Origin of the sequence: Dolichospermum sp. UHCC 0259 (genome assembly GCF_009711935.1) — a bacterium.
In the GTDB taxonomy this organism is placed as follows: domain Bacteria; phylum Cyanobacteriota; class Cyanobacteriia; order Cyanobacteriales; family Nostocaceae; genus Dolichospermum.
Window position 1 is genome coordinate 20,352 of the sequence record NZ_VIKX01000214.1, and the last position, 26,390, is coordinate 46,741.

The window sequence follows — 26,390 nt, forward strand, 5'->3', positions numbered from 1 at the left end:
ATTACTATGTTGATTGATCACCATAAAAATTGTCTTTATTTAACAATAATTTAGGATTAATCATAGTTTTGACAGTTATAGGATCTGGTACTATGAGAGCTATTAAGTAATTAGGTTGGAAGAAATAAATTCAATTGTATGAACAAATGTAAACCACATAAAACACATACGAAAATAGTTATTGGTGTTTTTCATACTTCGTGATATACAAAAAATTGTTTCTATCAACCTACTTAATAGAAAATACTTACCAATAAAAGTGCCAAATTGATATGAGATTCTTATGAAAGTATGAGCATTTACCTGATATTAAGAACTTAAAGCTATCGTAAAGGTATTCTAATTCTGGTAAATGGGAATAAAAAATAAGAGTAGATATATCAGGATAAGAAATTTTGACAGCTAACAACCCGATACTACCTATTTGTTTGAGAGTAATATGAATATAAATAGGGGGTATAATTTCTGATTCTGGTAAAGTTATTTTCAGTAATTCTTCTAAAACTCTGATAATGATCCAACTACATTTAGGTTCTTCAAGTCGCCAGTAATTAGGCATATTAATCTGGAAATCCAGATAGGGAGAGGAGTTGATCCAAGGTTCTAATAAATACTCAATAGATAAAGGTAAGCTATCTTGAATAGATATGGGACATAGGCGATCGCTTAATTGTACTAAGGAGTGATGAAATTTATCAATTTTTTTAATATAATCTTGAATTTTTGTACCTGATAAATTATGGTTATTTATAGCTAGTAAATCTAGATTACGCCGGATTGTAAAAGATTCTTGTAATAGATCATCACGAATTTGTTCAGATTCCAGAAATAATTTCAGAAATTCTCTATAAAACCACCACTGTAATGCTTGCTGAATTTTTTGATCAACTGTCATAAACTGTGTCATGGTTATGACTTCACTAAATTAACTATTTTTCTTACAACAAGTTGACAGAGATTTTCCATAGAATGTCTTTAATTTTGCTAGATATAGTGATTTAATATAAATTGAATAGCCACTTATACATCAGTAATTAATCTAGCTTTTCTCAATATAAATTGCAATGCTGTTTCTTCCCTAGAAATAATTTCGGCTGTAGCGTTCATTCCTGATTGCAGCACACACTGATGACCATTATATCCAAATGAATTGCTTTCGGGTTGAATTGTGGCTTCAAAGTAGCTAATCCCCGAATAATTTTTAGTATTTGTGTCTTTGCTCTGAGGTGTAATTACATCTGGAGCAATTGTTTTCACAATCCCTTTCGCAATTCCATAATCAGGATATGGACAAGCATCAACACGAAGCTGGACTTTTTGATTAACAGCAATTTTGTTAATTTCTGTGGTTGGAATCATCGCTTTAATAACTAAAGGAGCATTATCGGGGACAATTTCAGCAACAGATTCACCAGCGCGGACAAATTGACCAGAATTTCGTAAATTGAGTTTAAAGATAATTCCCTTACTTGTAGCTAGCATCATACTATTTTTGCGCTGATTTTCGACTTGTTGAATTTCTTTTTGTGATTGTTTTATTTGGGTTTGTAGTTCCACCAATCGCTGAATTAATCCTTCTCTTTCTTTATTTAGAGCCGCTATATTAGCTTCACCTTTAGCAGCTTCTTGAGCAATACGTTTTTCTGCTATCTTTACCATTGCTCTAGTTGGATTAACAGCAGCTTGATGGGATTTAATTTTTATTTGGGCAAGATCAACAGACTTTTGTGCAGATTGTAATGTTAAGTTTGCCTGTTTGACAACTAGCTGCTTTTGCTCAAATTCCCGCGTACCGATTGCGCCAATTTTTGATAATTGTTCATAACGATCTCGATCTACTTTGGCAAATTCTAAATCAGCTTCGGCTTTTTGTAAATCTACTAATTCCTTTTGAATATTTACTTGTGCTGTTATTAACTCACTTTCAGTATTAATTTGTCGTTCTCGATATTCCCTTTGATTTCTTAATAAATCCTCTTTGGCAGAATTAATAATATTTTCTATTACTTTTTTTTCCGCCATGATTTGATTATTTAAAGTCCGATTTTGAGCATAAATTTGGACTATTTGTAATTGACCTTGTTTGATATTTTCTTCTAATTGGCTTTTTTTAATTAGCAATTGCTCAGTATCTAAAAAAGCAATTACTTCCCCTTGTTGAACAATTTGATTTTCTTGGACTAAAATATTTTTAATAGTCCCGTCTGTCTTTGATTGCACCACACGAGTTTCACCTATGGGACGAATAATAGCAGCAGCTTTCACTGTGACATTATATTTCACCCATGAGGACAAAGAAACACAAGCAATAACAGTCCCAATGAGAAATGCACCTACTAAAGATGTCCAAGGACTTATAGATGGTAGCGACTCATCATTGCTGATTAGAGAATTACCAAATTCTTGATTATGTGTGTAAAGCATATAAAAATCCTCAATGATAAATAATGACTAAGGAATAAAAAAATCTAAATTATCTCCTGGTTTAGTGCGTAAATCTGGCAAATAACCTGTTAATTTTAACTTACCTTGATCTATTAAAACAATCCAATCGGCACGATTAATGACGTGAGGACGGTGAGTAATTAAAATCGTTGTTTTCCCTTGACGATATTTAAATAATTGGTTTAAAACTTGAGCTTCACTAACTGGATCAAGTCCACCTGTAGATTCATCTAAAATCAAAATTGGTGGCTCTGTCACAATGGCTCTAGCTATGGCTAATCTTTGTCTTTGTCCCCCAGAAATATTCGCACCAAATTCGCCTAAAATAGTTTGATATGTTTCAGGCAATTTATTTATAAACTCATCAGCACCAGAAATTTTACAAGCTCTAACAATATCCTCAAATGTCACATAGGGCGCTCCTAATCGGAAATTCTCGATAATAGAACGACTCCAAAAATGAGCATCTTGGGGAACAAGTACCACTTGTTGACGTAAACATTCTAAAGAAAGGTCTTGAAGGTTATAAAGTCCAATCTGAATATTGCCAGATTGCAAAGGATATAATCCAGCTATTAATTTAGATAGGGTGCTTTTACCACATCCAGATTTACCAATTAAAGCAACTACTTTACCACCAGGAATTGTTAAAGAAAAATCTTCTAAAAGATCAATTCTTCCAGCATAGTGAAAGTTTAAATTGGTGCAAATAATATCAGCATTTTCCGAAATTTTAGCAAAAGGCTTTTTGCCATCATTTTCATTTTCTGGAGTAGCATCAATAACTTCTGTTAAGCGTTGTGTGGCAGTTTTGGCACGGGTAAATTCTTCAACAAAGCCGATAACTGTACCGATTAAACCCAAGAAGTTACCATTCATGGAGTTAAATGCTAGTAATTTACCAATACTGAGATTTTCAGCGGGTTCAATTACCAAGTAACCCCCAAACCAAAGTAAAATAACACCGCCAATAGCGGAAATAAACCCAGAAAAGGTATTATTAATGATGCCAATTTGGATGGTACGAAATGTGAGATTGGCAAGACGAATAAATCGGCTTTCTAATTCGTCTAAAAATTGTGGTGCTGAAGTAGTTGTTTTGAGAGTTAATGCTCCTTTGAATGTTTCCACTAAAACTCCTTGAGTTTCTGCTTCTTGAACTAAAAGCTCACGAGTTTTTTGTTGTAAAGTTGGCTGGAAAATAATTGTAGATAAGGTCATTAACACGGAGATTAATAAGGCGACTCCGGTTAATTTCCAGCTATAAAAAATCATGAATCCTAGAGAGATTAAGGCAATAAAAAATCGGCTAGGTAAGGTAACAACTAATTGAGCAACTAATTGATTAATCTGTTCAATATCTTGTAAGCGACTAACTATTTCACCGCTGCGTCGAGCTTCGTAATAACTTAAAGGGAGACGCAGAATTTGTCTACCAAAGTCTAAAACTAGCCCTAGTTGTAACCGTTGAGCAAAGTTAGCAATTAAGTTAGATTGGACAAAGGAAAGGCTATTAGAAATAAAGTTCATGACTACTACAGAAATCGCTACGGTAGTCAGTAATTTTGTGTCACCTCTCACTAATACATCATCGGTGAGAATTTGTAGTAAGAAAGGGGAAGCTAAAGATAATAAACCTAAGATTAAATTTAAAGGTAATGCTTGAGCTAAAATGGCGCGATAAATCCAAACTCGGCGAAAGAAACGCCAAAAGCCACCAGTTTTATCACTTTCTTGTTCAAAGAAGCGAATAGGGTCTGGTTCTAGTAGGAGAATTAGCCAGTCTTTCCAACCATCAATTAAATCTTTTCTAGAAAGATGACGAATCCCAATTCCGGGGTCTGCAATCAGAAAATTCTGTCCTTTTTTACCATATAAAACAACCCAATGATTTCCTTTCCAGTGAATAATTGCTGGTAAGGGAGCTTCATTGATTCGATCAAGTATTTCTGCTGATGTTTTAACTGGATTAGCTTTAAAACCCAGAGTTTCTGCACCCCTTTTTAATCCTAATAATGTAGTTCCAGATTGTCCAGTTCCGACGGCTTCACGAATGCGATTAAGGGTAAATGTATGACCGTAATATTTAGATATTGTGGCTAAACAAGCTGCTCCACAGTCTTCTTCACTATGTTGTTTAACGAGTTGGAGTTTCATAAGCAAAGAACCATAGAAAAGAATAAAAATATATTATTTAATTTTTATTTTATTTAATTGGTGGTTGAATATATGGCGAAGGGCGGGGAAACCCCGCCCCTACGGATTGTCCTAGAAAAAACTAAATATTCTCGATAAAAAGCTATTACCTCGTCTTCGCTTATTACGACGACTACCACCAAACAATGAGGATAAAATAAAGGTTGTTTGAGAAAATTGATATTCAGTTTCACTTCTTGAATATCCGCTCAAGTTTCCTTGGGAAATATTCACTTCATTACTTCCTCTAGTGTATATATTTGTATTTTGGTAGAACATATAAAACATTTCAAAGGGTGAAGATGATCTACCACCAGATATAGACTCCTGTTGATTTTCTGATAAGTTTATGAATAAATCTGATTTTTTTGTTTTTAGATGATCAGACATGGTAAAACCTCTTATCTTTGCTGCAAAAATAATTTTATTGGTAAAATATTAGGAAACAAATACAAGTATTAAAGAATAGATTTGTGCATCATTTTTATAGCATGAACACACAAATCATTTTCTTTTAATACTTTCAGTAGTGGGTTTTAAAGCTTTGTTAAGACAAAAGCAAACACAATTTTCGCTGCTTACTTATACCTTACCACTACTTATTATCAGATGGAAAATCGGATGTTAAAAGCTGTATGCTTAAAATACATTTATTGATTTTCTACTGTTTAGTTAAAAGGGAGAGAGGGGAAAGCAGGTATAACTGCGGCAGGAAGGTTGTAACCAACACTACCAAAAGACCCATTATTTGTTTGATCTACCAACAATAGATTATCTGTTGTGCTACCATCTTTAGTAGAGATGCTTCGTGATCCGATAGCTAAATTCAACTTCTGAAATATCGACCCGCTGTTAGATTGCCCGACAAGTCCACCAGATACGATCGCTTGTTGTTCAATAGATACTTCGGTAAATAAATTAGACATGACTCAATTCTCCTTGATTTGTATTATCGCTTGGGGTTGTTTACTGCTCGGTTGCCGTTTAACCTCTCGCTTGTTAATAGAATATCGAGGAGTGATTAGTTAATTCATTGTCATTTTCTGCCAACTTAATTACCAGATTTAGAACTAAATATTGCCGAAAAATACACGCCAATTTGGCTCAATTATGATGACAAAATCGAAAGTTTCTGTTATTTTATATTTCAGTCCGATTCAGTTAAAAAATTAGAGGTTGAGTTAAAATGTGGAGATTGGAAGTAGGTTTCCCTGTGGGTTAGGGGACAAAATAACAGAACGTTATTATACAAGTTTAAAATAATTGTTAAATGCTAAATCCTGCTTAATATATAGCGATAATCACGCTTGGTGCAATATCATCGAGGGCGCAGGCCCTGCGCCCCTACAGGCTTGATGATTTGCTGACTGTATCTTAATTCAAGTGCATACCGCTATAGTCGTTTGCAAATCCTTGAGGGACAAAATCTAACTTTAAACACAGATACCCAGCTTGGTTGAATTTTCTAGTTGTGGTGGAAGGGGTTTCAAACTTCCCATACTTGGCTGTAAAATAGAGGGAAGATGCTGTGGTGCAATACCTGTAATAAATATGTCGTTAACAATAGATGGTGGATTATTTATCTATGATTTCATAGATCATCACGCAATTTTATGTGTGTCGGTTGATGCTGAATTTAAGGAAATCCGTAACCGTTATTTAAAAATTGCGCGGACATTGCACCCAGATAGTTGTCTGAAGATGAATGAGTCGGATAAGGAGATGGCTAATCAATTGTTAGCAAAGCTGGTTAATCCAGCTTATGAGAAGTTTTCTGTGGAGCGCAATCGGGCTGAGTATTTGTTTATTCTGTCACAAATGGGGAAGAGATTTGCCCAAGAACCAGGAGCAATTAGACTGAAGACAGAATCGGGACGACAATTGTTAGCTGCGCCTAATGCGAGTATGGCATATAAGCAAGCGATCGCTAAAATTTCCCAAACTCAATTTAGTGATTTGCCACAATCACTCAAAATCATTGCGGAAATTAGTGAACTAAATCTAGTTTATCTAATGCGGATGGCTGGAGCGTCAATGAATAAGTCCGCACCTAGTCAACCTCAACAAAGTTCTGCCCCAAATTTACCACCTACTCCCACCTCCCCACCAAAAGAAGAGTCAATCGTAGAACAATACCTGCGTCGCGCTCAAGTTTTATTAGAAAAAAACCAATTGTCCCCAGCCAAAGTAGAATTACAAGATGCCTTAAAGTTAGAACCGCGAAATAGTCATTGCCATAGTTTGATTGCAATGGTATATTTGCGGCAAAATCAACTGAAAATGGCAAAAGTTCACTTTGATAACGCCCTGAAGTTAAATCCCAATGAAAAAATCGCTTTGGAATGGAAACCCAAGGTAGATCAAGCTTTAGGAATTACAACCAGTGGTTCTCAAGGGACTTCCGCTTCTAAAACTGAAGAGAAGCAACCAGATAAGTCTGGAAAAAGTGGTTTGTTTGGCGGTATGTTTGGTGGGAAGAAAAAATAATGGTGTATCAACCAGCAGCGGGAGCAAGGGATCTATTACCTTTAGATGTGGCGCAAAAACGCTGGATTGAAGATAGATTAGAACAGGTGTTTCAACGGTGGGGATATCACAGGATTATTACCTCAACTTTGGAACGAATGGATACTCTGATGGCTGGTGAAGCTATTGTGCGTCAGATGGTGATTCAACTCCAAAATAGTCAAAATGAAGAATTGGGGTTGCGTCCAGAATTAACTGCCTCTATCGCTCGCACAGTGGTAACTCGCATGGCAGATGCGACCTATCCCCAGCGACTATATTACAATGCTAATGTTTTTCGCCGCAATTGGGAAGGCCGCCATAATCGTCAGCAAGAGTATTATCAAGCTGGGGTGGAGTTACTGGGTGCAGGGGGATTATTAGCCAATGCGGAAGTGTTGCTGCTGGTAGCAGATTGTTTAACAGCATTGGATTTAAAAGATTGGCGGTTAATTTTGGGGGAAGCGGGAATTACTCGTTCTTTGCTGAATGCTTTTCCCCCAGAAATCAGAAATCAAGTCCGCAATGCGATCGCTAATTTGGATCGCGTGACTATTGATACCTTGCCTCTGAGCGAAGAACTCCGCCACCGCGCTAAAACTATGTTGGATTTGCGGGGTGATAGTCAAGATGTTTTACAAAAAGTTAGTAGTTTACATCTAGAACCAGATCAGCACGAGGCCATAAATAACCTCAAATCCCTAGTAGAATTACTAGATGGTAAATTTCCTTTAATTCTTGATTTAAGCCTAATTCAAACCATTGACTACTACACGGGTCTGGTTTTTGAAGTAGTGAGTGAGACAAGTTCTCAAGCACAGATTTTAGGAAGTGGTGGTCGTTATGACCAATTATTAGGTTTATATCATCCCCAGAAGGAAAATATTCCTGGTATCGGCTTTGAATTGAATATTGATGATTTATACCAAATTCTCCTATTAAATCAGCAATTACCCCAGGATATTCCCGCTAGTCATTGGTTAGTAGTTCCAGAAACCCCCGGCGCTGAAGCTGCGGCTTTTGCCTATGCTGATAAATTACGTAACTCCACTGATTTGGTGAGAGTAGAAATAGACTTGGGAGGTAGGGACGCAGAGGCGATTCGTCAATATGCAAGCGATCGCTCCATTACCCAAATAGCTTGGATTAAAGCTGACGGTTCACACACCATCGAACCCGGAATCATCACGTAGGGGCGCAGGGCCTGCGCCCAAAATATTAATAACTAACAAAAAAGAGGAATCGGAAAAAATGCCACATACCATTGTTACAGACGTTTGTGAAGGTGTTGCTGACTGCGAAACTGCTTGTCCTGTAGCTTGTATTCATCCAGGTCCAGGGAAAAATGTCAAAGGCACAGATTGGTACTGGATTGACTTTGCCACCTGTATTGATTGTGGCATTTGTTTACAAGTTTGCCCAGTTGCAGGAGCGATTTTACCAGAAGAAAAACCAGAATTACAAAAAATAGTAAATTAGGTGACAGGTGACAGGTGACAGTGGCAAAGAAAATCACCAAATTACCTGTTACCTGTTCCCCGTTCCCTGTTCCCTGTTCCCTCATATAACAAATGACTAATAACTATTTATTAAAAGTAGAAAATGTCCACGCTGGATATATTAAAGATGTAGATATTTTGCAAGGTGTCAACTTTCATATTGCACCAGGAGAATTAGTCACAGTAATTGGTCCCAATGGTGCAGGTAAATCCACTTTAGTAAAAACTATTTTTGGACTTTTGACACCCCATACCGGAACTATTACCTTTAAAGATCAGAATTTGATTGGTTTAAAATCAAATCAAATTGTCGCACAGGGTATGTCCTATGTTCCTCAAATTGCTAACGTTTTCCCGTCCTTAACCATAGATGAAAACTTAGAAATGGGGGCTTTTGTTAGGAATATCCCATTGAAACCTCTTAAAGATAAAATATACACCATGTTTCCTCGATTGAGCGATCGCCGTCGTCAAAGTGCAGGAACTCTTTCTGGTGGAGAAAGACAAATGTTAGCAATGGGGAAAGCATTAATGTTAGAACCCAGTTTACTCCTATTAGATGAACCCTCCGCCGCATTATCTCCCATTTTGGTAACTCAAGTATTTGAACAAATTAAACAAATTAAACAATCAGGGACTGCGATAGTTTTAGTCGAACAAAATGCCCGGAAAGCATTAGAAATGGCAGATCGTGGTTATGTGTTAGAATCAGGCAGAGATGCGATCTCAGGACCCGGTAGAGAATTATTAAATGATCCAAAAGTGGGAGAATTGTATTTGGGTGCTGGGAAGGGACATTAAAAACAAGAAAAACAAGATCCCCGACTTCTTTAAGAAGTCGGGGATCTGAAACCTAAAACTATACTATTAAGGAATATGACAACACAAACAATATCATCACCGGAAATATATCAAGGCCAATTTGGGGAGTTTACAATTACTCAGAGCGATCGCCAAAGTGTGATAATTTATCGCACAGGATTAACCATAGCAGCCCTGTGTTTTGCCATTGGTAGCGGTTTAGTCCTATTTTATCCCCAACCTGTGGCAATTGCCGCCCTGACCCCTCTCTACACCTGTTTTAGTATTGCCCTGGGAGTCAGTTTATTAACTATTCATATTTATATGGCATTTTTGCACCGCATTCTCCAACTTTTTTGGATAATTGGTAGCATTTCCGCCTTTATTTTTGGACATGGTGACAGTCAAGCTTTTGCCATAACTATTTATAATCAACCCCTCACCATATTAGGAATTGGTTTTACCTTTGCAGCTTTGACCGGAATTTTTTTCAAAGAAGGTTTTTGTTTCAATCGTTTAGAAACTAAAATATTAACACCTCTCGTTCCCTTACTATTATTAGGACACTTAACCGGAATTTTATCAACTCAAGCAGAACAAGTTTTATTAGGGATTTGGGCAATTTTCTTTTTAATATTTGCCGTGAGAAAAATTATCCAACCTATTCCTCCCGATATTGGTGATAAATCTGTATTTGATTATTTAAAAAATCAACATTTAGCAAAAGTTTAACCATATTCATCCGCGTCCATCTGCGTTTATCTGCGTTCAATCATTCTAAAAATCTTAATTTCGTATGTCAACTACAGAAGAACGTAAATATTGGTTAGCATGGTCACAAATTTCCGGTATTGGACCCATATTACTGCAAAGATTACAACAGCATTTTGGTAACTTAGAAACAGCTTGGAAAGCTAGTCCTAGTGAATTACGAAAAGTTGAAGGTTTAGGATTTCAAACATTAGAAAAAATAGTTCAACAAAAATCCCGTTTAAACCCCGAACAACTACTTACTCAACACCAACAAGCAAACCCCCACTTCTGGACACCAGCAGACCCACAATATCCCCAACTACTGCGAGAAATTCCCAGTCCACCGCCATTATTGTACTATCGGGGAGAAGTTGACTTACAGGAAAATTCAGGACAAAAACCCCTAGTAGGAATTGTCGGAACTCGTCAACCCACAGAATATGGAATTAAATGGACTCGTCAAATTAGTACCGCATTAGCAAAAAATGGTTTTACCGTTGTTTCCGGTATGGCCGAAGGAATAGACACCGAAAGTCATTCAGCAGCAATGAAAGCGGGAGGAAGAACAATAGCAGTAGTAGGAACAGGAGTAGATGTTATTTATCCCTATAAAAATCAAGGTTTATATAAACAGATTTTGACATCTGGAATAGTAATTAGTGAATATCCTGCAAAAACCACACCCAACCGCACCCATTTTCCCCGTCGAAATCGCATCATTGCCGGTCTAAGTCGCGCAGTATTAGTCATAGAAGCACCAATAAAATCCGGTGCTTTAATTACAGCTACTTATGCTAATGAATTTAGTCGAGATGTTTACGCATTACCAGGAAGAATTGATGATCAACCATCACAAGGTTGTTTAAAATTAATTAGTCAAGGTGCAGGTTTAATTAATCAAGAACTTAGTGAATTATTAACCATGTTGGGTGCAATTCCCCAAATAGATATAGAAATACCCATAGTTGAATCTCCTCCTTTACCTGACTTAGCACCAGAATTACAACAAATAATAAATATCTTAGCTATTGATGTTTTATCGTTTGATTTTATAATTCAAAAAACAGGGATGAATGCGGCTTTAGTTTCCAGTTCTTTATTACAATTAGAACTCATGGGTTTAGTTACCCAACTCCCCGGAATGCGATATCAAAAATGTTAAAACTCTGATTTCTGTATTTCTTTCTTCCTTTGCGCCTTTGCGTGTTAGCGAAGCGGGGCGAAGCGAGGCGAAGCCTGGCTAATTCATACTCTAATTATACAACGCCAATTTTTGCTTGTAGTCTAGCAAAAACTACCTCACCATCTGTTACTTGTCCATTCTTAATCTGTTGAGTTCCTACAGCTATTTTTTCCCGTAGTTCCTCTAGTCTTCTTTCTCTGTCCAGCAGCAAACTAAAAGCCTCATTTACTGCATCTTCTATATTTTTAAATCTTCCCGTTTCAATATAAGCTTGTATTAATTCCTCTGTTTCAGATTTAATTTGAATATTCATGATGTATTCTCCATCTAATAGATAGCCTTAACGCTGTTCTAACAACAAAGCCACATTTTCTGCAACACCGAATTTTGAATTATTTTTTGAATTAATTATTGTGGTGGATAATATTGCGGAGTTATTACAGGAGGCGGATAACTGCCTACAGGCATATTATTAACCATACCATTAGGCATAGCAGGATTCATTATCGGTTGTTGAACTGGTGGCTGAATAAAGGGTGGAACGGGTGGTTGATAATTAGAAATTGGTGGAGTTATGGGTTGAGTAACTGGTTGAGTAACTGGTTGGTTATTTGTCGGATTGCTAGGTGTGACTGTAGCTTGGCTAAAATGTTGATAAGCAGCACTAGAAATAGAACTAATTAATTTTGCTGCGCGAGGATCATTATTGGGACGTTTCACCATAATAGCGGCGATATAACGTTTACCCGTCGGGACATCTATTAAACCCGCATCTGCTAACATTGTACCAATATCACCGGTTTTGTGATAAGCATTTGCGCCTTTTCCTAAGCCGGCAGGTAAAAGATTATCTCGTTCAGTGCGATTCATGATATTAAGCATTAAATCACGCGATCGCATACTCACAATATTACCTTGATTCACCATCGAGATTAAATTCCCCAATTCCCTTGGACTAGTAGTATTAGTCCCCTCTAAATCCGGGAGAGGATTACGAATCATCGTCGTTGTCAGTCCCCAACTACGAAAACGTCCATTTAACTCCTCCTGTCCCCCTAATTTAGCAACCAGCATATTTGTAGCCGTATTGTCGCTAATTGTAATCATCTTCGTCGCCACATCAAGAGCCGTATATTTGCTGCCTGGAGTTTGATATTGCATATTTCCCGAACCCCCGGCAATCATCTCTTTTTGCATAGTTAACATTTCATCCAGGCGGATTTTACCAGCATCCACATCCTGGAAAAAAGCAATCAAAATCGGGATTTTAATCGTGCTGGCCGCAGCAAAACTGGCATTACTATTAATATCTATATAACCACCACTATCTAAGTCTAATAAAAACACTCCTGAAATCAGATCAGAATTAGCGGTGGTGAGAGTTTGTAAAGAATTTTTTAAAGAAGTAATTTCTTGAGACAGATATAAGCTTGTATTAGGAGTTTGAGATGTTTTTTGAGTAGTAGTAGTTTGAGATACTAACGCAACTGAACCAAGGCGATTAGCAGGGTCTAAAACTGACAAAAACGTACCCACAATCGCACCTACACCCACACCCACAATCAACAACCGCAAGGCATATAACATAGTTCTAGCCATAGGTTTTAAGCGAGTCTTGCGTGACCCTCTTCTTTCAATTCTCGGCTTCTCCATGCGTACCGTCTTTAACCTCACATTTGCTGGCGGAGAGATTTGAGTATTTTTCTTAACTGTAGGCACTGGTTTAACACCTGGAGGCATCATCTTGCGTGATGCTGGTCTTCGCCCCCCAGGTAAGATAGGAGCAGGACTGCTATGATTATTTAGACGAGCCAATGTTGCAGTTTCTCTTGGACTAGAAACTGGCTGTTGATTAATAACTTTTTTCTGTCCTGTCTTGGGGACTGGACGTTTACGCCGGCGACGCTGTACAGGTTGCCTTCGTGATATGGGTATAAGTTTGTCACTAGTTTCTGGCATAGCTACTCCTTTTCACCTTCCACCCAGATTGTAAATTTATGCACCTTGATACTCAGTTTACCTTTGGAAAGTAGCATTTTTGGATCTAGTCTACTTCATATTTATCTCTTTGGGTAATCAGTTAGGTATATGATAACCCGAATCGGCGTTTTTAATATCCCAGCTAATCAACAGCGAAAAGGTTTACATGACATTGTGTAAATTAAAATTGTTGTTCAGATAATTAACACTATTTAGGGGTTGCTGAATAAAACTGGAATCCTTATATATAAATATTTTCAGGAATATTAGAGACTTAAGACTATTCTTACTTCCTTCTAATTCTTCCTCCTGACTCCTGACTCCTGACTCCTGACTATATATCTAAAATTAATATTACCCGGACTCATAGCCAATAGCCAGAAGTAATTAAATATTCCTGGTACTTGATTATTATGTAAAATCTTTAGTGATTATTAATCATGCATCAAAGTTCTGGTCGTTGGGGTTTGGGTCTAAGTTTATCATTGGTAACTGTCTTTTTGTGGGGAGTTTTACCTCTAGCTTTGACGGTAACGCTACAACAGCTAGATGTCTACACCGTTATCTGGTTTCGCTTTTTAACTTCCTTTGTCTTACTGGCAATTTATTTGTTGTTTCAGCAACAATTACCAACCTTAGAACAATTACGTGCTACTTCTTGGCAATTATTAGTAGTTGCTACTATATTTTTAGCTGCTAACTATTTTCTATTTATGCAAGGTTTAGCATTGACCGCCCCAGCTAATGCTGAAGTGATAATTCAATTATCTAGTGTGTTATTAAGTTTCGGTGGATTAGTAATTTTTCACGAACGTTATACATTGTATCAATGGTTGGGTGTAGCTGTACTAACTTTGGGTTTTGCACTATTTTTTCATGCCCAATTAGCTAATCTCATCACAGCCAAAGGTGAATATTTACTAGGTAGCGGCTTGATTGTGTTCGGGGCAGTAGCATGGGCTATCTATGCCTTATCACAAAAACAGTTATTACAATCGTTATCTTCAGCAAAAATTATGTTGATTATTTACGGTGGCTGTGCTTTATTATTCACACCATTGGCAAAAATCAATACAATTTTCACTCTTGATATTTTCTATTTTTCAACTTTGATATTTTGCGCTTTAAATACTTTCATCGCCTATGGTGCTTTTGCTGAATCCTTGGTACATTGGCAAGCATCACGAGTGGGTGCTGTATTAGCTTTAGCTCCGATTATTACTTTAGTTTCCGGTTGGCTGATGTCAGTAATTGCTCCTAATATTATTTCTCCAGAAAATATTTCTTTAGTAGGTATTAGCGGTGCATTTTTAGTCGTCCTTGGTTCTATATCTATCGCATTAAGTAAATCTAATTAATAGGATTAATTGGCATTATTTAGATTTTATTAATGAGGAAAAACACATAATAAATACTGATGTAGATAATTCCTATATTTATTATGATCATAAAAGAAGTCTTAGTAATTAACAGCAAACTAATCGCAAACGGTCTGAAATTTTGTTTGCGTAGTCTGTGATAGGCACTATTGAAAATAGTTTAACAGGGTGTTTGAATCACTACCAAAATTTGAGCCTCGCTCAACAACATCACCACAAAAGTTAAGCGATGAATATGTTTGGTAATTGGGGCAGCACCCTGAAAAAAAATTCTCTAACACTGATTTTGTCAATATTGCTGCCAACATTTGGGATAAGTAACCCGGTTATGGCCGCAGAACAAATTCATGCTTCCTATTCAGCACTAGAAATTTCTATCCCTATTACTGCCTTAGAAAGCTATGCCAAGTATGGGATAATTAATGCAGATTTAGCTGGGTATTATCAATATATTCCTAAACGTAAACTGCAAGAATTCAGGAAAATTTTAGTTCAACCACTCAGAATTAGTCCGGCTGTAACTGCCCAATTTCTTGATACCCAACAAGGGAAATTCATCTTACAAAGATTAGCAGAATTAATTAAACCTAAATCTCATTATTCAAAATTTGTATCTGGGTCTTTACGCACAGCTTTAATTGCCGCTGCTGCTGAACCGGAAGGGTTAAATTTATTAAATTTATTACGTAAATATCCTCAAGATAATATCAATATTGATGTGGCTTCCAGCCTAAAAGTTGCTGGTGAGTTGGAGAAAATGATCAGCGACACGGAAACCACTATTTCCGTATTAATCCAAGCATCAAAATTAGAAGCTGATCAAATTTCTTATTCTAATTTTTCTCAATTACCAAAATTGTCACATTCAGAAATTTTATCAACTCAGAAACAAACAATTAAGTTCTTTGATGTAATCCGTAATCGGCATTTAACCACAGATATATATATTCCTAATATCCAAAATCCTGCACCTGTAATTGTGATTTCTCATGGCTTAGGTTTGGATAGTAGTAACTTTCGTTATTTAGCACATCATTTAGTTAATCATGGTTTTGCTGTGGTGATTCCCAATCATCCTGGTAGTGATGCTAAACAATTAAAATCTTTAATTAAGGGTAATAGCAATCAAGTTACACAGCCAAATGAATTTAAAGATAGACCTTTAGATATCAAGTATATTTTAGATCAATTAGAGTCAGATTCCCAATTTCAGCAGCGGCTGAACTTACAACAAGTGGGAGTATTTGGTCAGTCTTTAGGAGGTTATACTGCCTTAGCTTTAGCGGGGGCAAAAATTAACTTTTCCCAACTACAAGCAGACTGTAATGCCGAGAAATTGAGAAATACTTGGAATATGTCTTTACTGTTGCAATGTCGGGCTTTGGAATTGCCCAACCAGTCAGGACAAGATTACAATTTACAAGATACCAGAATTAAAGCCGCGATCGCTGTTAATCCGATCACCAGTTCTATTTTCGGACAAGCCGGGTTAAGCCAAATTCATACCCCAGTCATGATTGTTGGTAGCAGCGAAGACACAGTTGCCCCAACTTTATATGAGCAAATTGTCCCTTTTTCTTGGATTATTCATCCCGAAAAATACTTGGTTATGCTACTTGGTGGTACTCATTTTTCCACCATTGGTAACAGTAATCCTGGCAGTACCCAAATGGCACTACCAACAGATATGGTAGGTGATGCTTCCCAAGCCCATGATTACATGAATGCGTTAAGTTTACCCTTTTTTCAAACTTATATAGCCGGAAAACCAGAATATCTATCTTATCTTAACGCCGCCTACGCTCAAAGTATTTCTAGTCAGTCTCTCGGTTTAAATCTTGTCCAGTCCCTTGATCATCTTAAATTAGCACCAATTTTAGGTAATCTTCAAGACAGCAAACCTGTTAAAAAAAGACTTTCTCATACTATTGTCCATTTTGGATTTTGGCTGCTAGGTATTGGTATTTCTCTATTACATTTATTAGCATTTTTCTAATTGATTTCACCCGGATTTTTCTTGGAAGTCGGCGATCGCCAATTTGTGTGAAAATACAAAAATCTCAACCCTAAAATCTAAACTTGTGCAAGGCTTTCTCAATTTACACAAACCACTTGACTGGACTTCTCATGACTGCGTAGCCAAAGTCCGAAAACTACTGAAGATGAAACGAATCGGACACGCAGGAACTTTAGATCCTAAAGCTACCGGAGTATTACCGATAGCCTTGGGTAAAGCCACCAGATTATTACAATATTTACCGGGAGAAAAGGCTTATCAAGCCACTGTCCGGCTAGGAATACAAACTACTACAGATGATTTGGAAGGGGAAATTATTACCTCTACACCCTGTCCGGGATTAGATATAGAACATATCAAAACCTCCCTTTCCCAGTTTATCGGTAAAATTGAGCAAATCCCCCCCAGTTACAGCGCCATTCAAGTTGATGGCAAACGCCTCTATGATTTAGCGCGAAAAGGGGAAATAGTCGAAGTTCCGGTGCGAACAGTCGAAATTTCCCAAATTCAGGTGTTAGACTGGCGAGACGGAGATTTTCCCGAATTAGATATAGCCATATCTTGTGGGACGGGAACATATATTCGGGCGATCGCTCGTGATTTAGGTACAATACTCAATACAGGTGGCACTCTATCCGCCCTCATTCGCACACAAAGCAGTAGTTTCCAGTTTCAAACCAGTCTCAGCTTCACAGATTTAGCCACCCAAATCGAAAACAGCACATTTCAACCTATATCCGCAGACACACCATTACAACATCTCAAAGCCGTAAATTTAGCCCCAGAATCAGCGAAAAAATGGTGTCAAGGTCAAAAAATTCCCCTCAATCTGGCTATTGACAACTTTGTGCGAGTTTATGAAACAGAAACCAATTTTTTAGGAATCGGGAAATTAGAAAATGATTTATTAGTCCCGCAAATGGTGTTTTATGAATATCTAAATTAAAAATCAAGCAATTATCAATTAAAGATGTAACTGCTGTCAGGAGTTGTCAATTCAATGTCTAAAGTCCAGGTGACTTCACCTGAGTTCGACATAAGATAATTTGCGGAAAACTCGCCCCAAGTATGAATCTCAAACCCTTATTCTTTCGCTCTTAAAAATCATAACTCCGTTCGCGTAGCGTCTTTAGAAGGAGAAACTCCGAACTCCGAACTCCTAACACCGAACTCAGGTGACTTAGATTCAGGAAGACTAACCAGAAAAGGTTTCCTGATAAGTTCATAATTCTCCAGATAAATTCACAGCAAATTCATAAAAATAGCATAATTTATCCTGTACATGACTGTTTTTCGGGAATTACTCTAATATACATTCGGGCGCATATAACCGTTGTGAGGAGTAAATTTTGAAAAAAGCAAAATTTTTATGTATGTTATTACGCCCAAATTGGCTAAAGTTCATAGGTACAACTTTATTAGGCTATATATGGGCTACCACCGCTCTTTCAGTTACCCCTGGTTATGCAACAGAGGAAATAATTTCTAAAACCCATAGCAGTAAAGAATTAATAACTAATCAAGCTGACTTAAAGACTAACTTACCGGATCTCCAAGAGGTATTAGCGAAAAACGTAGAGTCAGGGCGGAAAATTGAATCTCTGCTTGATCAAAAACAATCACGGATCACTGCTCAAACAGACACTTCAGTCCCAACTGATAACCGTCAAATTGATACTGATAAATTACGCCAAAATTTATTAGTTGACCCTCTTGTTAAAGTAATTCCACCCAAACGTACCTATTCTCCTTCACTTACCTTTGCTACACCAAGCGCCTTTGGAGCTACCTGGGGTGATGTGTTTTTCGGGGCATCCGCAGCCACCACTGGTAAAGCTAGAACTCAACCAGACGGGAGTATCAGCATGGGTTTTGGGTTAGGAGATGCCCGAAAACTAATCGGTCTAGAACTTGGCTACAACATTGGTAGTATCAAAAATTTTGGCTACAACGGAACTTTTGACCTCAAAGCTAACCGCGTTGTCTATGCGAAAGGTAACACTCAAATAGCTGCGGCGGTAGGCTGGAAGTCTTTTGCACAGCACGTTAAGGGAGAAACAGTGAGACCTTCTGGTGTCTATGGTGTCGTCACAACCTACTCCCTATTAAAGCCTAACGATACTGTTAATAAAATGCCCATCTCCTTTTCCGTAGGAGCCGGTGGTGGCGATTTCCGCACAGGTGATGCAACTACAGGTGTATTTGCGGGAGTTGGCGTACAAGTTCGTCCCCAAATCGGTATGGGTATGGGCTGGAGTGGGGTTGGTTTCAACGTTGGAGCTTCTTTTGTGCCTATACCGACCATTCCCTTAACAGTCAATACTGTGGTCGCGGATCTTACTAATACTAGCCAAGGCGGTACTGTATTTGTTCTCAGTGTAGGTTATGGGTTCAATTTCTTACCTAAATAAACACTTCAATTTTGAGAAAATCACCATGTTAAAAATCAGAACTTTTATTCTTGCTATCACTCTCACTCCCCTACTGGCAATTAATTGGCAGCAAGCAGGCCAATCCCAAACTTCACCCAGTGTGGGGACAGCCGGCAGTATGAGTGGCGCTCCTGGACCAATTAATACGAGTCCTAGTGTGGGGACAGCCGGGGGTATGAGTGGCGGTGGCAACACTAGCACCAGTGGGAATACTATTTCTAATCCCAATCCTAGTGTAGGTAACGCTGGCGGTCAAAGTGGTGCTGGTAACGGGACAGGTAACAATGGCAATCCCGATGATAACACCAGTCCTAGTGTAGGTAACGCTGGTGGTCAGAGTGGTGCTGGCAACGGGACAGGTAACAATGGCAATCCCGATGATAATACCAGTCCTAGTGTAGGTAACGCTGGCGGTCAAAGTGGTGCTGGTAACGGGACAGGTAACAATGGCAATCCCGATGATAACACCAGTCCTAGTGTAGGTAACGCTGGTGGTCAGAGTGGTGCTGGCAACGGGACAGGTAACAATGGCAATCCCGGTGATAATTCCAATCCTAGTGTAGGTAACGCTGGCGGTCAGAGTGGTGCTGGCAGCGGGACAGGTAACAATGCCAACAATGGTGGCGATACTGGCACAGAGAACAATGGTGGCGATACCGATACTGCTAACAATGGTGGCGATACTGGCACAGAGAACAATGGTGGCGATACTGATACAGGCAATAATAATGAAGAAGACAATGACAATCCTTCAGGCCCAGTAGAGAATCTTGCACCTAGAGCATCTTCTATTCGCATCGTCCGCACACCACGTGGCAATATCATTAGAATTAAAATAGAGGCTCAAAAACAAATAAATGAAGTTGCTCTTAACCTATTAAATAGCAACAATTCTGGAGTTTTAGTAGCCCTCGTGCAAGGTGGATCAACTGGACAGATTGCATCTGATAACTTGATCAATTTCTTAAATAGTGCAGGTGTTAATACAGATTTAGGAAATAATTTGAGAGAAATTCTCAGTAGGATTGTTAGCAATCAAGGAAATGTGGATGTAGATATTAACCAGTTGAATAATGCTATTAATACCTACAACCAAATTATCCAAGAAGGTAGTCCGGTGACTTTGCAAGCACTTTCACAAAACCGAGATTTTGTGGAAATTGGTAGGGTGCTAAAAGAATTGAGAAAAGCGGTCAACTAATCTCAAGCCCAATTAATTACACAGTAACAAAAAATAACGGGGAGACACAAGGGCTTCTCCGTTATTTTTTGTAAATTTGAGAAAGTTACATAAAAAAGTTAAGTTGATAATAGGCGAAGACAACGGGGAAATAAAAGTGAGTCCTGGATTTGATTACGATTTAGTGATTATCGGCGCTGGTGTAGGCGGACATGGTGCTGCTTTACACGCTATCAGTTGCGGTCTGAAAACGGCGATTATTGAAGCTGGAGATATGGGAGGAACTTGTGTTAACAGGGGTTGTATTCCTTCTAAGGCATTACTGGCTGCTTCAGGAAAGGTGAGGGAATTACGTAATGCCCATCATCTCAAGTCTTTGGGAATACAGATTGGTAATGTGGAGTTTGAACGGCAAGCGATCGCTGATCATGCTAACAATCTCGTTGCCAAAATTCAAGGAGACTTAACCAACAGTCTCAAGCGCCTGGGAGTTGAGATTATTCGAGGTTGGGGTAAGGTGTCTGGTACACAAAAAGTTACCATCACCACAGACAAAGGTGAGAAAACCATCACAGCCCAAGATATTATCCTTTCTCCTGGTTCTGTTCCCTTCGTTCCCCCCGGAATTGAAGTAGACAGCAAAACCGTATTTACCAGTGACCAAGGCGTTAAATTAGAAACTCTACCCAAGTGGGTGGCGATTATTGGTAGCGGTTACATTGGCTTAGAATTTTCTGATGTTTACTCGGCTTTAGGTTGTGAAATCACGTTAATTGAAGCCCTGAGTGAGTTAATGCCAGGATTTGATCGGGATATTGCTAAACTGGCTGAACGGGTCTTAATTAACCCCCGTGATATTGAAACCAAAGTCGGTATCTACGCTAAAAAAATTATTCCTGGTTCACCAGTAATCATTGAGTTGGCTGACTTTGAAACTAAAGAAGATTTAGAAGTTCTGGAAGTTGATGCTTGTTTGGTCGCTACCGGTCGCGTTCCAGCTACACAAAATCTTGGCTTAGATTCTGTGGGAGTCGCTCTTGATCGCCGTAATTTTATTCCTGTAAATGATAATATGGCGGTATTATCGGACGGGGAAGTTGTCCCCCATCTCTGGGCTATTGGTGATGCTACCGGCAAAATGATGTTGGCTCATGCGGCATCTGCTCAAGGTATTATTGCTGTAGAAAATATGATGGGTCGTCACAAAACTGTTGACTACCGCAGCATTCCCGCCGCCGCTTTTACCCATCCAGAGGTTAGTTATGTGGGTTTGACTGAAACAGCCGCCGATGCTTTGGGTTTAACTGAAGGTTTTGAAGTCGCCACCACTAAGAGTTACTTTAAAGGTAATTCCAAGGCTTTGGCAGAAAATGATACTGATGGAATGACAAAGGTAATTTATCGCAAAGATACTGGCGAGGTTTTAGGTGTACATATCTTTGGTCCCCACGCCTCAGATTTAATTCACGAAGCCGCCGCCGCTGTTGCTAATCGTCAATCTATCCAAACTCTTGCTTACTTGGTTCACGCTCATCCAACACTTTCAGAAGTTCTAGATGAAGCTTACAAACGGGCATTAGTAAGTTAATAGAAAAATTAAGGAGTTACAGGTGATAGGTAATGGGGAAGAGAAAAATGTTCTTTCTTCTTCATTCTTCTTTCCGAACTCCTGACTCCTAACAAAGGGCGCAGGCCCTGCGCCCCTACCTCCTGATTCCTTAAAAAATATGCAAATCCGTCGTCGTTCACCTAGCACAGTTATTAATATTTCTATACTTCAATATCAATCTGCTATAGAAGGGGCTGCACCAAATAATATTTTAGAAGAAATTGTTTGGCAGAAAGAAACAGAAGTTGAGAAAATGCGAGAAAGGCTACCTTTAAAGGAATTGCAAACACAAGCCCTGTCTGCACCACCAACTCGTGATTTTGTGGCTGCTTTACGTCAAGGTAAAACTAATCCGGCTTTGATTGCTGAGGTTAAAAAAGCTTCTCCCAGTAAAGGTGTATTTAGGGAGGATTTTGACCCAGTAGCGATCGCACAATCTTATCAAAAAGGTGGCGCTAGTTGTCTTTCTGTTCTCACAGATGTTAAATTTTTTCAAGGTAGTTTTGAAAATCTATCCTTAGTCCGTTCCGCAGTAGATTTACCTTTACTGTGCAAGGATTTTATTATCTATCCTTACCAAATGTATTGGGCGCGAATTCATGGAGCAGACGCAGTTTTATTAATAGCAGCCATTCTTAATGATCAAGATTTGCAATACTTTATCAAAATTGCTAATAACTTGAAAATGACAACTTTAATAGAAGTGCATAATTTAGAAGAACTAGATCGAGTTTTAGCTTTAGATGGTGTTTCTTTAATCGGGATTAATAATCGCAATTTAGAAGATTTTTCTGTTGATTTACAAACAACTTGTCAATTACTCACAGCTAGAGGTGAACAGTTACAAGCAAAAAACATTCTTGTAGTCAGCGAATCAGGATTGCATCACCCAGAGGATTTAAGTGTAGTTAAAAAAGCAGGTGCATCCGCTGTACTGATTGGTGAATCCTTGGTCAAACAACCAGATCCTCAATTAGCAATAGCCAATCTCTTTGCTTAATCACAGTCTTAAATACCATATAAAACAAGAGTTTACATCCGCATTTTTCCCTGCTATCTCCTGCTTAATTAACTGCAATTATTTATTTCTTGTGTAAGAATTAATTTGGGTTTAACAAAACTTTAACTAAGTTAAAAATTAAACATCCCTAAGTTTCAACTTCATCATAAACTACATGGAGCCAATTCCTTTACCTTCTCCTATCCATTACGAACTTATACTTCAAATTTTAGAAAGACAAACCATGACTTCTCTAGGTCAAAACCAAGACCTACGCAATCAAGTTAATCAACTGATTATTACCCTGCGAAAAGCTGCATCCCAACAAAAACGGCTAGAAGAAACTTTTGAATCTTCTTCCTTAGTAATTGATCACCGTTGGTCTATTAACCATTTTGGTGATAAAGTAGATTGCTCATGATCAATGTCTATTTCCATTTAGACAAAACTCAGCCCTGCAAAAGCGGGGTTAATTAAACAGTTTTCACTTTTTATCGCCAAATCCGTAGGGGCGCAGGGCCTGCGCCCTCCAGTGTGTTTCATAAGAACGAGAATTGCTGTAACTGACATTCCTACGAAAAATTTGAGTAGGTTTTTTTGTGTTTTTATCCCCTAGAGGGGTTAATTTGGATTGTATTGAAATTTTCAACTAGGACACAAACATGGACGATAAATTGATGCTGATGATTCCTGGTCCGACCCCAGTTCCAGAAGCAGCTTTACTAGCATTAGCTAAACATCCCATTGGCCACCGCAGTGGTGAATTTAGTAGCATGATGGGAGAGGTGACAGAAAACCTGAAATGGCTACATCAAACCACCAGTGATGTATTAATGCTAAATGTCAGTGGTACTGGGGCTGTAGAAGCGGGAATAATTAATTTTCTTTCTCCAGGCGATCGCATATTAGTCGGTTCTAATGGTAAATTCGGTGAACGTTGGGTAGAAGTTGGTCAAGCCTTTGGCTTAAATGTAGAAGCAGTCACCGCAGAATGGGGACAACCCTTAGACCCAGCCCAATTTGCAGCCAAACTCCAAGCTGATACCAACAAAGAAATCAAAGCCGTCATTATCACCCACAGCGAAACCTCAACCGGTGTCATTAATGATCTAGAAGCCATCAACCGCCACGTCAAAGAACATGGAGAGGCTTTAATTATTGTTGATGCTGTCACCAGTTTAGGGGCTTATAACGTCCCTGTAGACGCTTGGGGTTTAGATGTAGTTGCTTCTGGTTCACAAAAAGGTTATATGATTCCCCCCGGTTTAGGATTTGTCTCCGTCAGTCCTAAAGCCTGGGAAGCCTACAAAACCGCAAAATTGCCCAAGTATTATTTAGATTTAGGGAAATATCGGAAAGCCACCGCTAAAAATACCACTCCCTTTACCCCTCCCGTCAACTTAATGGTGGCACTACATACCACCTTGGGAATGATGAAAAAGGAAGGATTGGAATCCATCTTTACCCGTCATGAACGCCAAAAAAATGCTACTCGTGCAGCAATGAAAGCATTAAATTTATCATTGTTTGCCGCAGATGAATGTGCCAGTCCTGCCATTACCGCTGTAGCTACTCCAGGCATCGAAACCGATAAAATTCGTTCTTTAATGAAAAAACGGTTTGATATTGCTTTAGCAGGTGGACAAGACCATCTGAGTAATAAAATTTTCCGCATAGGTCACTTAGGTTTTGTGTGCGATAGAGACATTCTTAGCTGTATCGCCTCCCTAGAAGTTGTCCTTCCACAAGTTGGTCATGAAAACTTCACCCCCGGCGCTGGTATAGCAGCAGCAGCAAAAGTTTTTGGACAATAATTATTAAGCAGGTAATGGGTAATGGGTAATGGGTAATGGGTAATGGGTAATGGGTAAATTCTTCTCCCCTGCTCCCCTGCCCCTCTGCTCCCCTGCTCACCGGTCTTTTCCCTACGCTGTTTCCAGCCAATCATAAATTTGTTCCAACTGTTCCAACGTAATTAACCCATATTGCCAAAGAGTCATAGTTAAAGAACCAGGATCTTGATCACGGTTACGTAATGCTACAGCGAGGGAAGCAGCGGAAATTGCCAAATCTTCCTGGAGAAAATTAATTAGTCGAGAATATCTTGATGGTGCCATTTGTATCTCACCTCCTTGAGTAGAATTGATGATCATAGATTGTTTATCGAATTTTGTGGGTATTGTGTAGCCAGTATTTTATGTGTCACCTGGCTGTAAGTAGCTCAAAGATTCAAGGTTGTATAAAAAAATATATTCTTCCAAGTAACCCTTTTGTAAAGCATTAATCTACCTGAATCTACTAGTAGACCAAGGTACTGACAATCACGGAGCAATTCCTACTACAGCGACTTGTGTATCCCATCAGGATAATATTTAGGTAATATTTCAACCATGATGTTAGTGTCACCATTAACACCCTCTAGTTTTTTGTTTTGATTTAAGTAACAAAGATTTTATAATTTATACTCACCTATTGGCGACTATTTACACTTGCGCCAAAAGAGAGATTTTTGTTACTTAATTTTAAAGTCGTGATTTTAACTGGAAAAACTAAAATTTGATGTTATGCAGGCTACTGATAAATATTAACCTCTTTACTATTATTTATGCCAGGTTTGGTAGTATTTTTTCAAAAAATATTTTGTCCCAGATAAAAATGCAGCGTCAAGACTTATGCTATTTTTACATACAATCGTTGCTATAGCAGAAATCAGAAGTTAAAAGTTAAAAGCCTCTTGTAGTATAGCTCTTACCAGAGATTTTGTATCTTATTCAAGTGCATAGAGCGATAGTCAATATTGATTCTATTTATCGAATAGTCCCAGGAGTTAGAAAATCTATTTTGATCTGATCTCCTTTCTTTAAACCTAGTTCTTTCGCTCGTCCTGACCTAAGTTCAATTACTTGATCTATCAGGACATTAGGACCATAGGTAGGACAAGGTTCTATGTCACAAGGAGGAGCAGATGCTTGGATGTACTGAACCACACCCTTCCGAAGAAATACCATATCTAACGCAACAGGTACATTCTTCATCCAAAATTGTACTGGTTGTGCGATCGGAAAAAGAAACAGCATTCCTTGGTTATCGGGCAAAGCCTTTCTATACATCAACCCCATCTGTTGTTGTTCTTGTGTTCGTGCTACTTCTAACTGAATTTTTATATTTTCAGGGAGAGTAGCTTCAGCAGAAATTGGTAGATTTTGTCCAAGATTTACTGGTGTTTGGGTTGATGATTCTGGTGTTACGGCCGGAGATTGAGCCGTGGTTAGTGATGAACAGCCCATGAGTAGGATACTAAGCAATACTGAACATAAACTAAGCCAAGAAATCATAACTCGTATAGGGAGTAGGGGGAGTGGGGGAAGTGGGGGAAAACAACTAGCACTTAGTTTTGGAGATTCACCTTTG

At 38.4% G+C, this 26,390-nt stretch carries 24 protein-coding genes; 15 read left to right on the top strand and 9 right to left on the bottom strand.

What is annotated here, in order from left to right; all coding sequences use genetic code 11:
- Positions 1–247: 247 nt before the first annotated feature.
- The 5 genes from FJR05_RS17905 to FJR05_RS17925 all read right to left on the bottom strand — a co-directional run bounded on the left by FJR05_RS17905 (position 248) and on the right by FJR05_RS17925 (position 5,567).
- On the bottom strand, positions 248–907 hold the full coding sequence (locus tag FJR05_RS17905; protein WP_168645367.1) for a hypothetical protein: 660 nt from the start codon (positions 905–907) through the stop codon (positions 248–250).
- Positions 908–1,020: 113 nt separating this feature from the next.
- Positions 1,021–2,424: an HlyD family secretion protein gene (locus tag FJR05_RS17910; RefSeq protein WP_168645368.1), complete on the bottom strand. Its 1,404-nt coding sequence runs from the start codon at positions 2,422–2,424 to the stop codon at positions 1,021–1,023.
- Between the two features lie 27 nt (positions 2,425–2,451).
- Positions 2,452–4,602 (bottom strand): peptidase domain-containing ABC transporter, encoded by a 2,151-nt coding sequence (locus FJR05_RS17915; RefSeq protein ID WP_168645369.1) that lies wholly within the window; start codon positions 4,600–4,602, stop codon positions 2,452–2,454.
- Between the two features lie 111 nt (positions 4,603–4,713).
- Positions 4,714–5,031, bottom strand: a complete 318-nt coding sequence (locus FJR05_RS17920) for a hypothetical protein (RefSeq protein ID WP_168645370.1) — start codon at positions 5,029–5,031, stop codon at positions 4,714–4,716.
- Between the two features lie 278 nt (positions 5,032–5,309).
- The gene (locus FJR05_RS17925) at positions 5,310–5,567 is read right to left on the bottom strand and encodes a CTB family bacteriocin (protein WP_168645371.1); all 258 of its coding nucleotides are present in this window, start codon (positions 5,565–5,567) and stop codon (positions 5,310–5,312) included.
- A gap of 625 nt (positions 5,568–6,192) precedes the next feature.
- Between FJR05_RS17925 and FJR05_RS17930 the strand changes: the two genes are divergently transcribed.
- The 6 genes from FJR05_RS17930 (at position 6,193) to dprA (ending at position 11,361) form a co-directional block, all read left to right on the top strand.
- Entirely contained in the window at positions 6,193–7,128 is a 936-nt protein-coding gene (locus FJR05_RS17930) for a J domain-containing protein (RefSeq protein ID WP_168645372.1), read from the top strand.
- The gene (locus FJR05_RS17935) at positions 7,128–8,339 is read left to right on the top strand and encodes an ATP phosphoribosyltransferase regulatory subunit (RefSeq protein ID WP_168645373.1); all 1,212 of its coding nucleotides are present in this window, start codon (positions 7,128–7,130) and stop codon (positions 8,337–8,339) included. Before FJR05_RS17930 ends, FJR05_RS17935 begins: the two co-directional genes overlap by 1 nt.
- Positions 8,340–8,397: 58 nt before the next feature.
- Positions 8,398–8,625 carry a 4Fe-4S dicluster domain-containing protein gene (locus FJR05_RS17940; protein ID WP_168645374.1) on the top strand — a complete coding sequence of 76 codons (228 nt, stop codon included), beginning with the start codon at positions 8,398–8,400 and terminating at the stop codon, positions 8,623–8,625.
- Positions 8,626–8,717: 92 nt separating this feature from the next.
- Positions 8,718–9,446 (top strand): ABC transporter ATP-binding protein, encoded by a 729-nt coding sequence (locus tag FJR05_RS17945; protein ID WP_168645375.1) that lies wholly within the window; start codon positions 8,718–8,720, stop codon positions 9,444–9,446.
- Between the two features lie 75 nt (positions 9,447–9,521).
- The gene (locus FJR05_RS17950) at positions 9,522–10,178 is read left to right on the top strand and encodes a DUF2301 domain-containing membrane protein (protein WP_168645376.1); all 657 of its coding nucleotides are present in this window, start codon (positions 9,522–9,524) and stop codon (positions 10,176–10,178) included.
- A 64-nt stretch (positions 10,179–10,242) separates the two neighbouring features.
- Complete coding sequence (dprA, locus tag FJR05_RS17955) at positions 10,243–11,361, top strand: DNA-processing protein DprA (RefSeq protein WP_168645377.1); 1,119 nt, start codon at positions 10,243–10,245, stop codon at positions 11,359–11,361.
- A 94-nt stretch (positions 11,362–11,455) separates the two neighbouring features.
- Here the strand turns inward: dprA and FJR05_RS17960 are convergent, their stop codons facing one another.
- On the bottom strand, positions 11,456–11,695 hold the full coding sequence (locus tag FJR05_RS17960; RefSeq protein WP_168645378.1) for a type II toxin-antitoxin system ParD family antitoxin: 240 nt from the start codon (positions 11,693–11,695) through the stop codon (positions 11,456–11,458).
- A gap of 95 nt (positions 11,696–11,790) precedes the next feature.
- Positions 11,791–13,341 (bottom strand): serine hydrolase, encoded by a 1,551-nt coding sequence (locus FJR05_RS17965; RefSeq protein ID WP_168645379.1) that lies wholly within the window; start codon positions 13,339–13,341, stop codon positions 11,791–11,793.
- Between the two features lie 461 nt (positions 13,342–13,802).
- Between FJR05_RS17965 and FJR05_RS17970 the strand changes: the two genes are divergently transcribed.
- The 9 genes from FJR05_RS17970 (at position 13,803) to FJR05_RS18010 (ending at position 24,793) form a co-directional block, all read left to right on the top strand.
- On the top strand, positions 13,803–14,720 hold the full coding sequence (locus FJR05_RS17970; RefSeq protein WP_168645380.1) for a DMT family transporter: 918 nt from the start codon (positions 13,803–13,805) through the stop codon (positions 14,718–14,720).
- Positions 14,721–14,970: 250 nt separating this feature from the next.
- Positions 14,971–16,737, top strand: a complete 1,767-nt coding sequence (locus FJR05_RS17975; protein WP_168645381.1) for an alpha/beta hydrolase — start codon at positions 14,971–14,973, stop codon at positions 16,735–16,737.
- Between the two features lie 85 nt (positions 16,738–16,822).
- The gene (gene truB, locus FJR05_RS17980) at positions 16,823–17,704 is read left to right on the top strand and encodes a tRNA pseudouridine(55) synthase TruB (protein ID WP_168645382.1); all 882 of its coding nucleotides are present in this window, start codon (positions 16,823–16,825) and stop codon (positions 17,702–17,704) included.
- Positions 17,705–18,107: 403 nt separating this feature from the next.
- Positions 18,108–19,169: a hypothetical protein gene (locus FJR05_RS17985; RefSeq protein ID WP_168645383.1), complete on the top strand. Its 1,062-nt coding sequence runs from the start codon at positions 18,108–18,110 to the stop codon at positions 19,167–19,169.
- 25 nt (positions 19,170–19,194) lie between these two features.
- Positions 19,195–20,391, top strand: a complete 1,197-nt coding sequence (locus tag FJR05_RS17990; RefSeq protein ID WP_168645384.1) for a hypothetical protein — start codon at positions 19,195–19,197, stop codon at positions 20,389–20,391.
- 136 nt (positions 20,392–20,527) lie between these two features.
- Positions 20,528–21,958 carry a dihydrolipoyl dehydrogenase gene (gene lpdA / locus FJR05_RS17995; protein ID WP_168645385.1) on the top strand — a complete coding sequence of 477 codons (1,431 nt, stop codon included), beginning with the start codon at positions 20,528–20,530 and terminating at the stop codon, positions 21,956–21,958.
- A gap of 139 nt (positions 21,959–22,097) precedes the next feature.
- Positions 22,098–22,979 (top strand): indole-3-glycerol phosphate synthase TrpC, encoded by an 882-nt coding sequence (gene trpC / locus FJR05_RS18000; protein ID WP_168645386.1) that lies wholly within the window; start codon positions 22,098–22,100, stop codon positions 22,977–22,979.
- 175 nt (positions 22,980–23,154) lie between these two features.
- Positions 23,155–23,400, top strand: a complete 246-nt coding sequence (locus tag FJR05_RS18005; protein WP_168645387.1) for a DUF5340 domain-containing protein — start codon at positions 23,155–23,157, stop codon at positions 23,398–23,400.
- Positions 23,401–23,641: 241 nt separating this feature from the next.
- Complete coding sequence (locus FJR05_RS18010; RefSeq protein WP_168645388.1) at positions 23,642–24,793, top strand: alanine--glyoxylate aminotransferase family protein; 1,152 nt, start codon at positions 23,642–23,644, stop codon at positions 24,791–24,793.
- 111 nt (positions 24,794–24,904) lie between these two features.
- Here the strand turns inward: FJR05_RS18010 and FJR05_RS18015 are convergent, their stop codons facing one another.
- Positions 24,905–25,132 (bottom strand): DUF2949 domain-containing protein, encoded by a 228-nt coding sequence (locus tag FJR05_RS18015; RefSeq protein WP_096667039.1) that lies wholly within the window; start codon positions 25,130–25,132, stop codon positions 24,905–24,907.
- A gap of 654 nt (positions 25,133–25,786) precedes the next feature.
- Entirely contained in the window at positions 25,787–26,314 is a 528-nt protein-coding gene (locus FJR05_RS18020; protein ID WP_168645389.1) for a DUF192 domain-containing protein, read from the bottom strand.
- Positions 26,315–26,390 lie beyond the last annotated feature (76 nt).

Excerpts from the sequence above, each read along its gene's own strand:
- FJR05_RS17905 (WP_168645367.1), bottom strand. The coding sequence starts at position 907 with ATGACACAGTTTATGACAGTTGATCAAAAAATTCAGCAAGCATTACAG.
- FJR05_RS17910 (WP_168645368.1), bottom strand. The coding sequence starts at position 2,424 with ATGCTTTACACACATAATCAAGAATTTGGTAATTCTCTAATCAGCAAT.
- FJR05_RS17915 (WP_168645369.1), bottom strand. The coding sequence starts at position 4,602 with ATGAAACTCCAACTCGTTAAACAACATAGTGAAGAAGACTGTGGAGCA.
- FJR05_RS17920 (WP_168645370.1), bottom strand. The coding sequence starts at position 5,031 with ATGTCTGATCATCTAAAAACAAAAAAATCAGATTTATTCATAAACTTA.
- FJR05_RS17925 (WP_168645371.1), bottom strand. The coding sequence starts at position 5,567 with ATGTCTAATTTATTTACCGAAGTATCTATTGAACAACAAGCGATCGTA.
- FJR05_RS17930 (WP_168645372.1), top strand. The coding sequence starts at position 6,193 with ATGTCGTTAACAATAGATGGTGGATTATTTATCTATGATTTCATAGAT.
- FJR05_RS17935 (WP_168645373.1), top strand. The coding sequence starts at position 7,128 with ATGGTGTATCAACCAGCAGCGGGAGCAAGGGATCTATTACCTTTAGAT.
- FJR05_RS17940 (WP_168645374.1), top strand. The coding sequence starts at position 8,398 with ATGCCACATACCATTGTTACAGACGTTTGTGAAGGTGTTGCTGACTGC.
- FJR05_RS17945 (WP_168645375.1), top strand. The coding sequence starts at position 8,718 with ATGACTAATAACTATTTATTAAAAGTAGAAAATGTCCACGCTGGATAT.
- FJR05_RS17950 (WP_168645376.1), top strand. The coding sequence starts at position 9,522 with ATGACAACACAAACAATATCATCACCGGAAATATATCAAGGCCAATTT.
- dprA (WP_168645377.1), top strand. The coding sequence starts at position 10,243 with ATGTCAACTACAGAAGAACGTAAATATTGGTTAGCATGGTCACAAATT.
- FJR05_RS17960 (WP_168645378.1), bottom strand. The coding sequence starts at position 11,695 with ATGAATATTCAAATTAAATCTGAAACAGAGGAATTAATACAAGCTTAT.
- FJR05_RS17965 (WP_168645379.1), bottom strand. The coding sequence starts at position 13,341 with ATGCCAGAAACTAGTGACAAACTTATACCCATATCACGAAGGCAACCT.
- FJR05_RS17970 (WP_168645380.1), top strand. The coding sequence starts at position 13,803 with ATGCATCAAAGTTCTGGTCGTTGGGGTTTGGGTCTAAGTTTATCATTG.
- FJR05_RS17975 (WP_168645381.1), top strand. The coding sequence starts at position 14,971 with ATGAATATGTTTGGTAATTGGGGCAGCACCCTGAAAAAAAATTCTCTA.
- FJR05_RS17990 (WP_168645384.1), top strand. The coding sequence starts at position 19,195 with ATGTTAAAAATCAGAACTTTTATTCTTGCTATCACTCTCACTCCCCTA.
- trpC (WP_168645386.1), top strand. The coding sequence starts at position 22,098 with ATGCAAATCCGTCGTCGTTCACCTAGCACAGTTATTAATATTTCTATA.
- FJR05_RS18005 (WP_168645387.1), top strand. The coding sequence starts at position 23,155 with ATGGAGCCAATTCCTTTACCTTCTCCTATCCATTACGAACTTATACTT.
- FJR05_RS18010 (WP_168645388.1), top strand. The coding sequence starts at position 23,642 with ATGGACGATAAATTGATGCTGATGATTCCTGGTCCGACCCCAGTTCCA.
- FJR05_RS18015 (WP_096667039.1), bottom strand. The coding sequence starts at position 25,132 with ATGATCATCAATTCTACTCAAGGAGGTGAGATACAAATGGCACCATCA.
- FJR05_RS18020 (WP_168645389.1), bottom strand. The coding sequence starts at position 26,314 with ATGATTTCTTGGCTTAGTTTATGTTCAGTATTGCTTAGTATCCTACTC.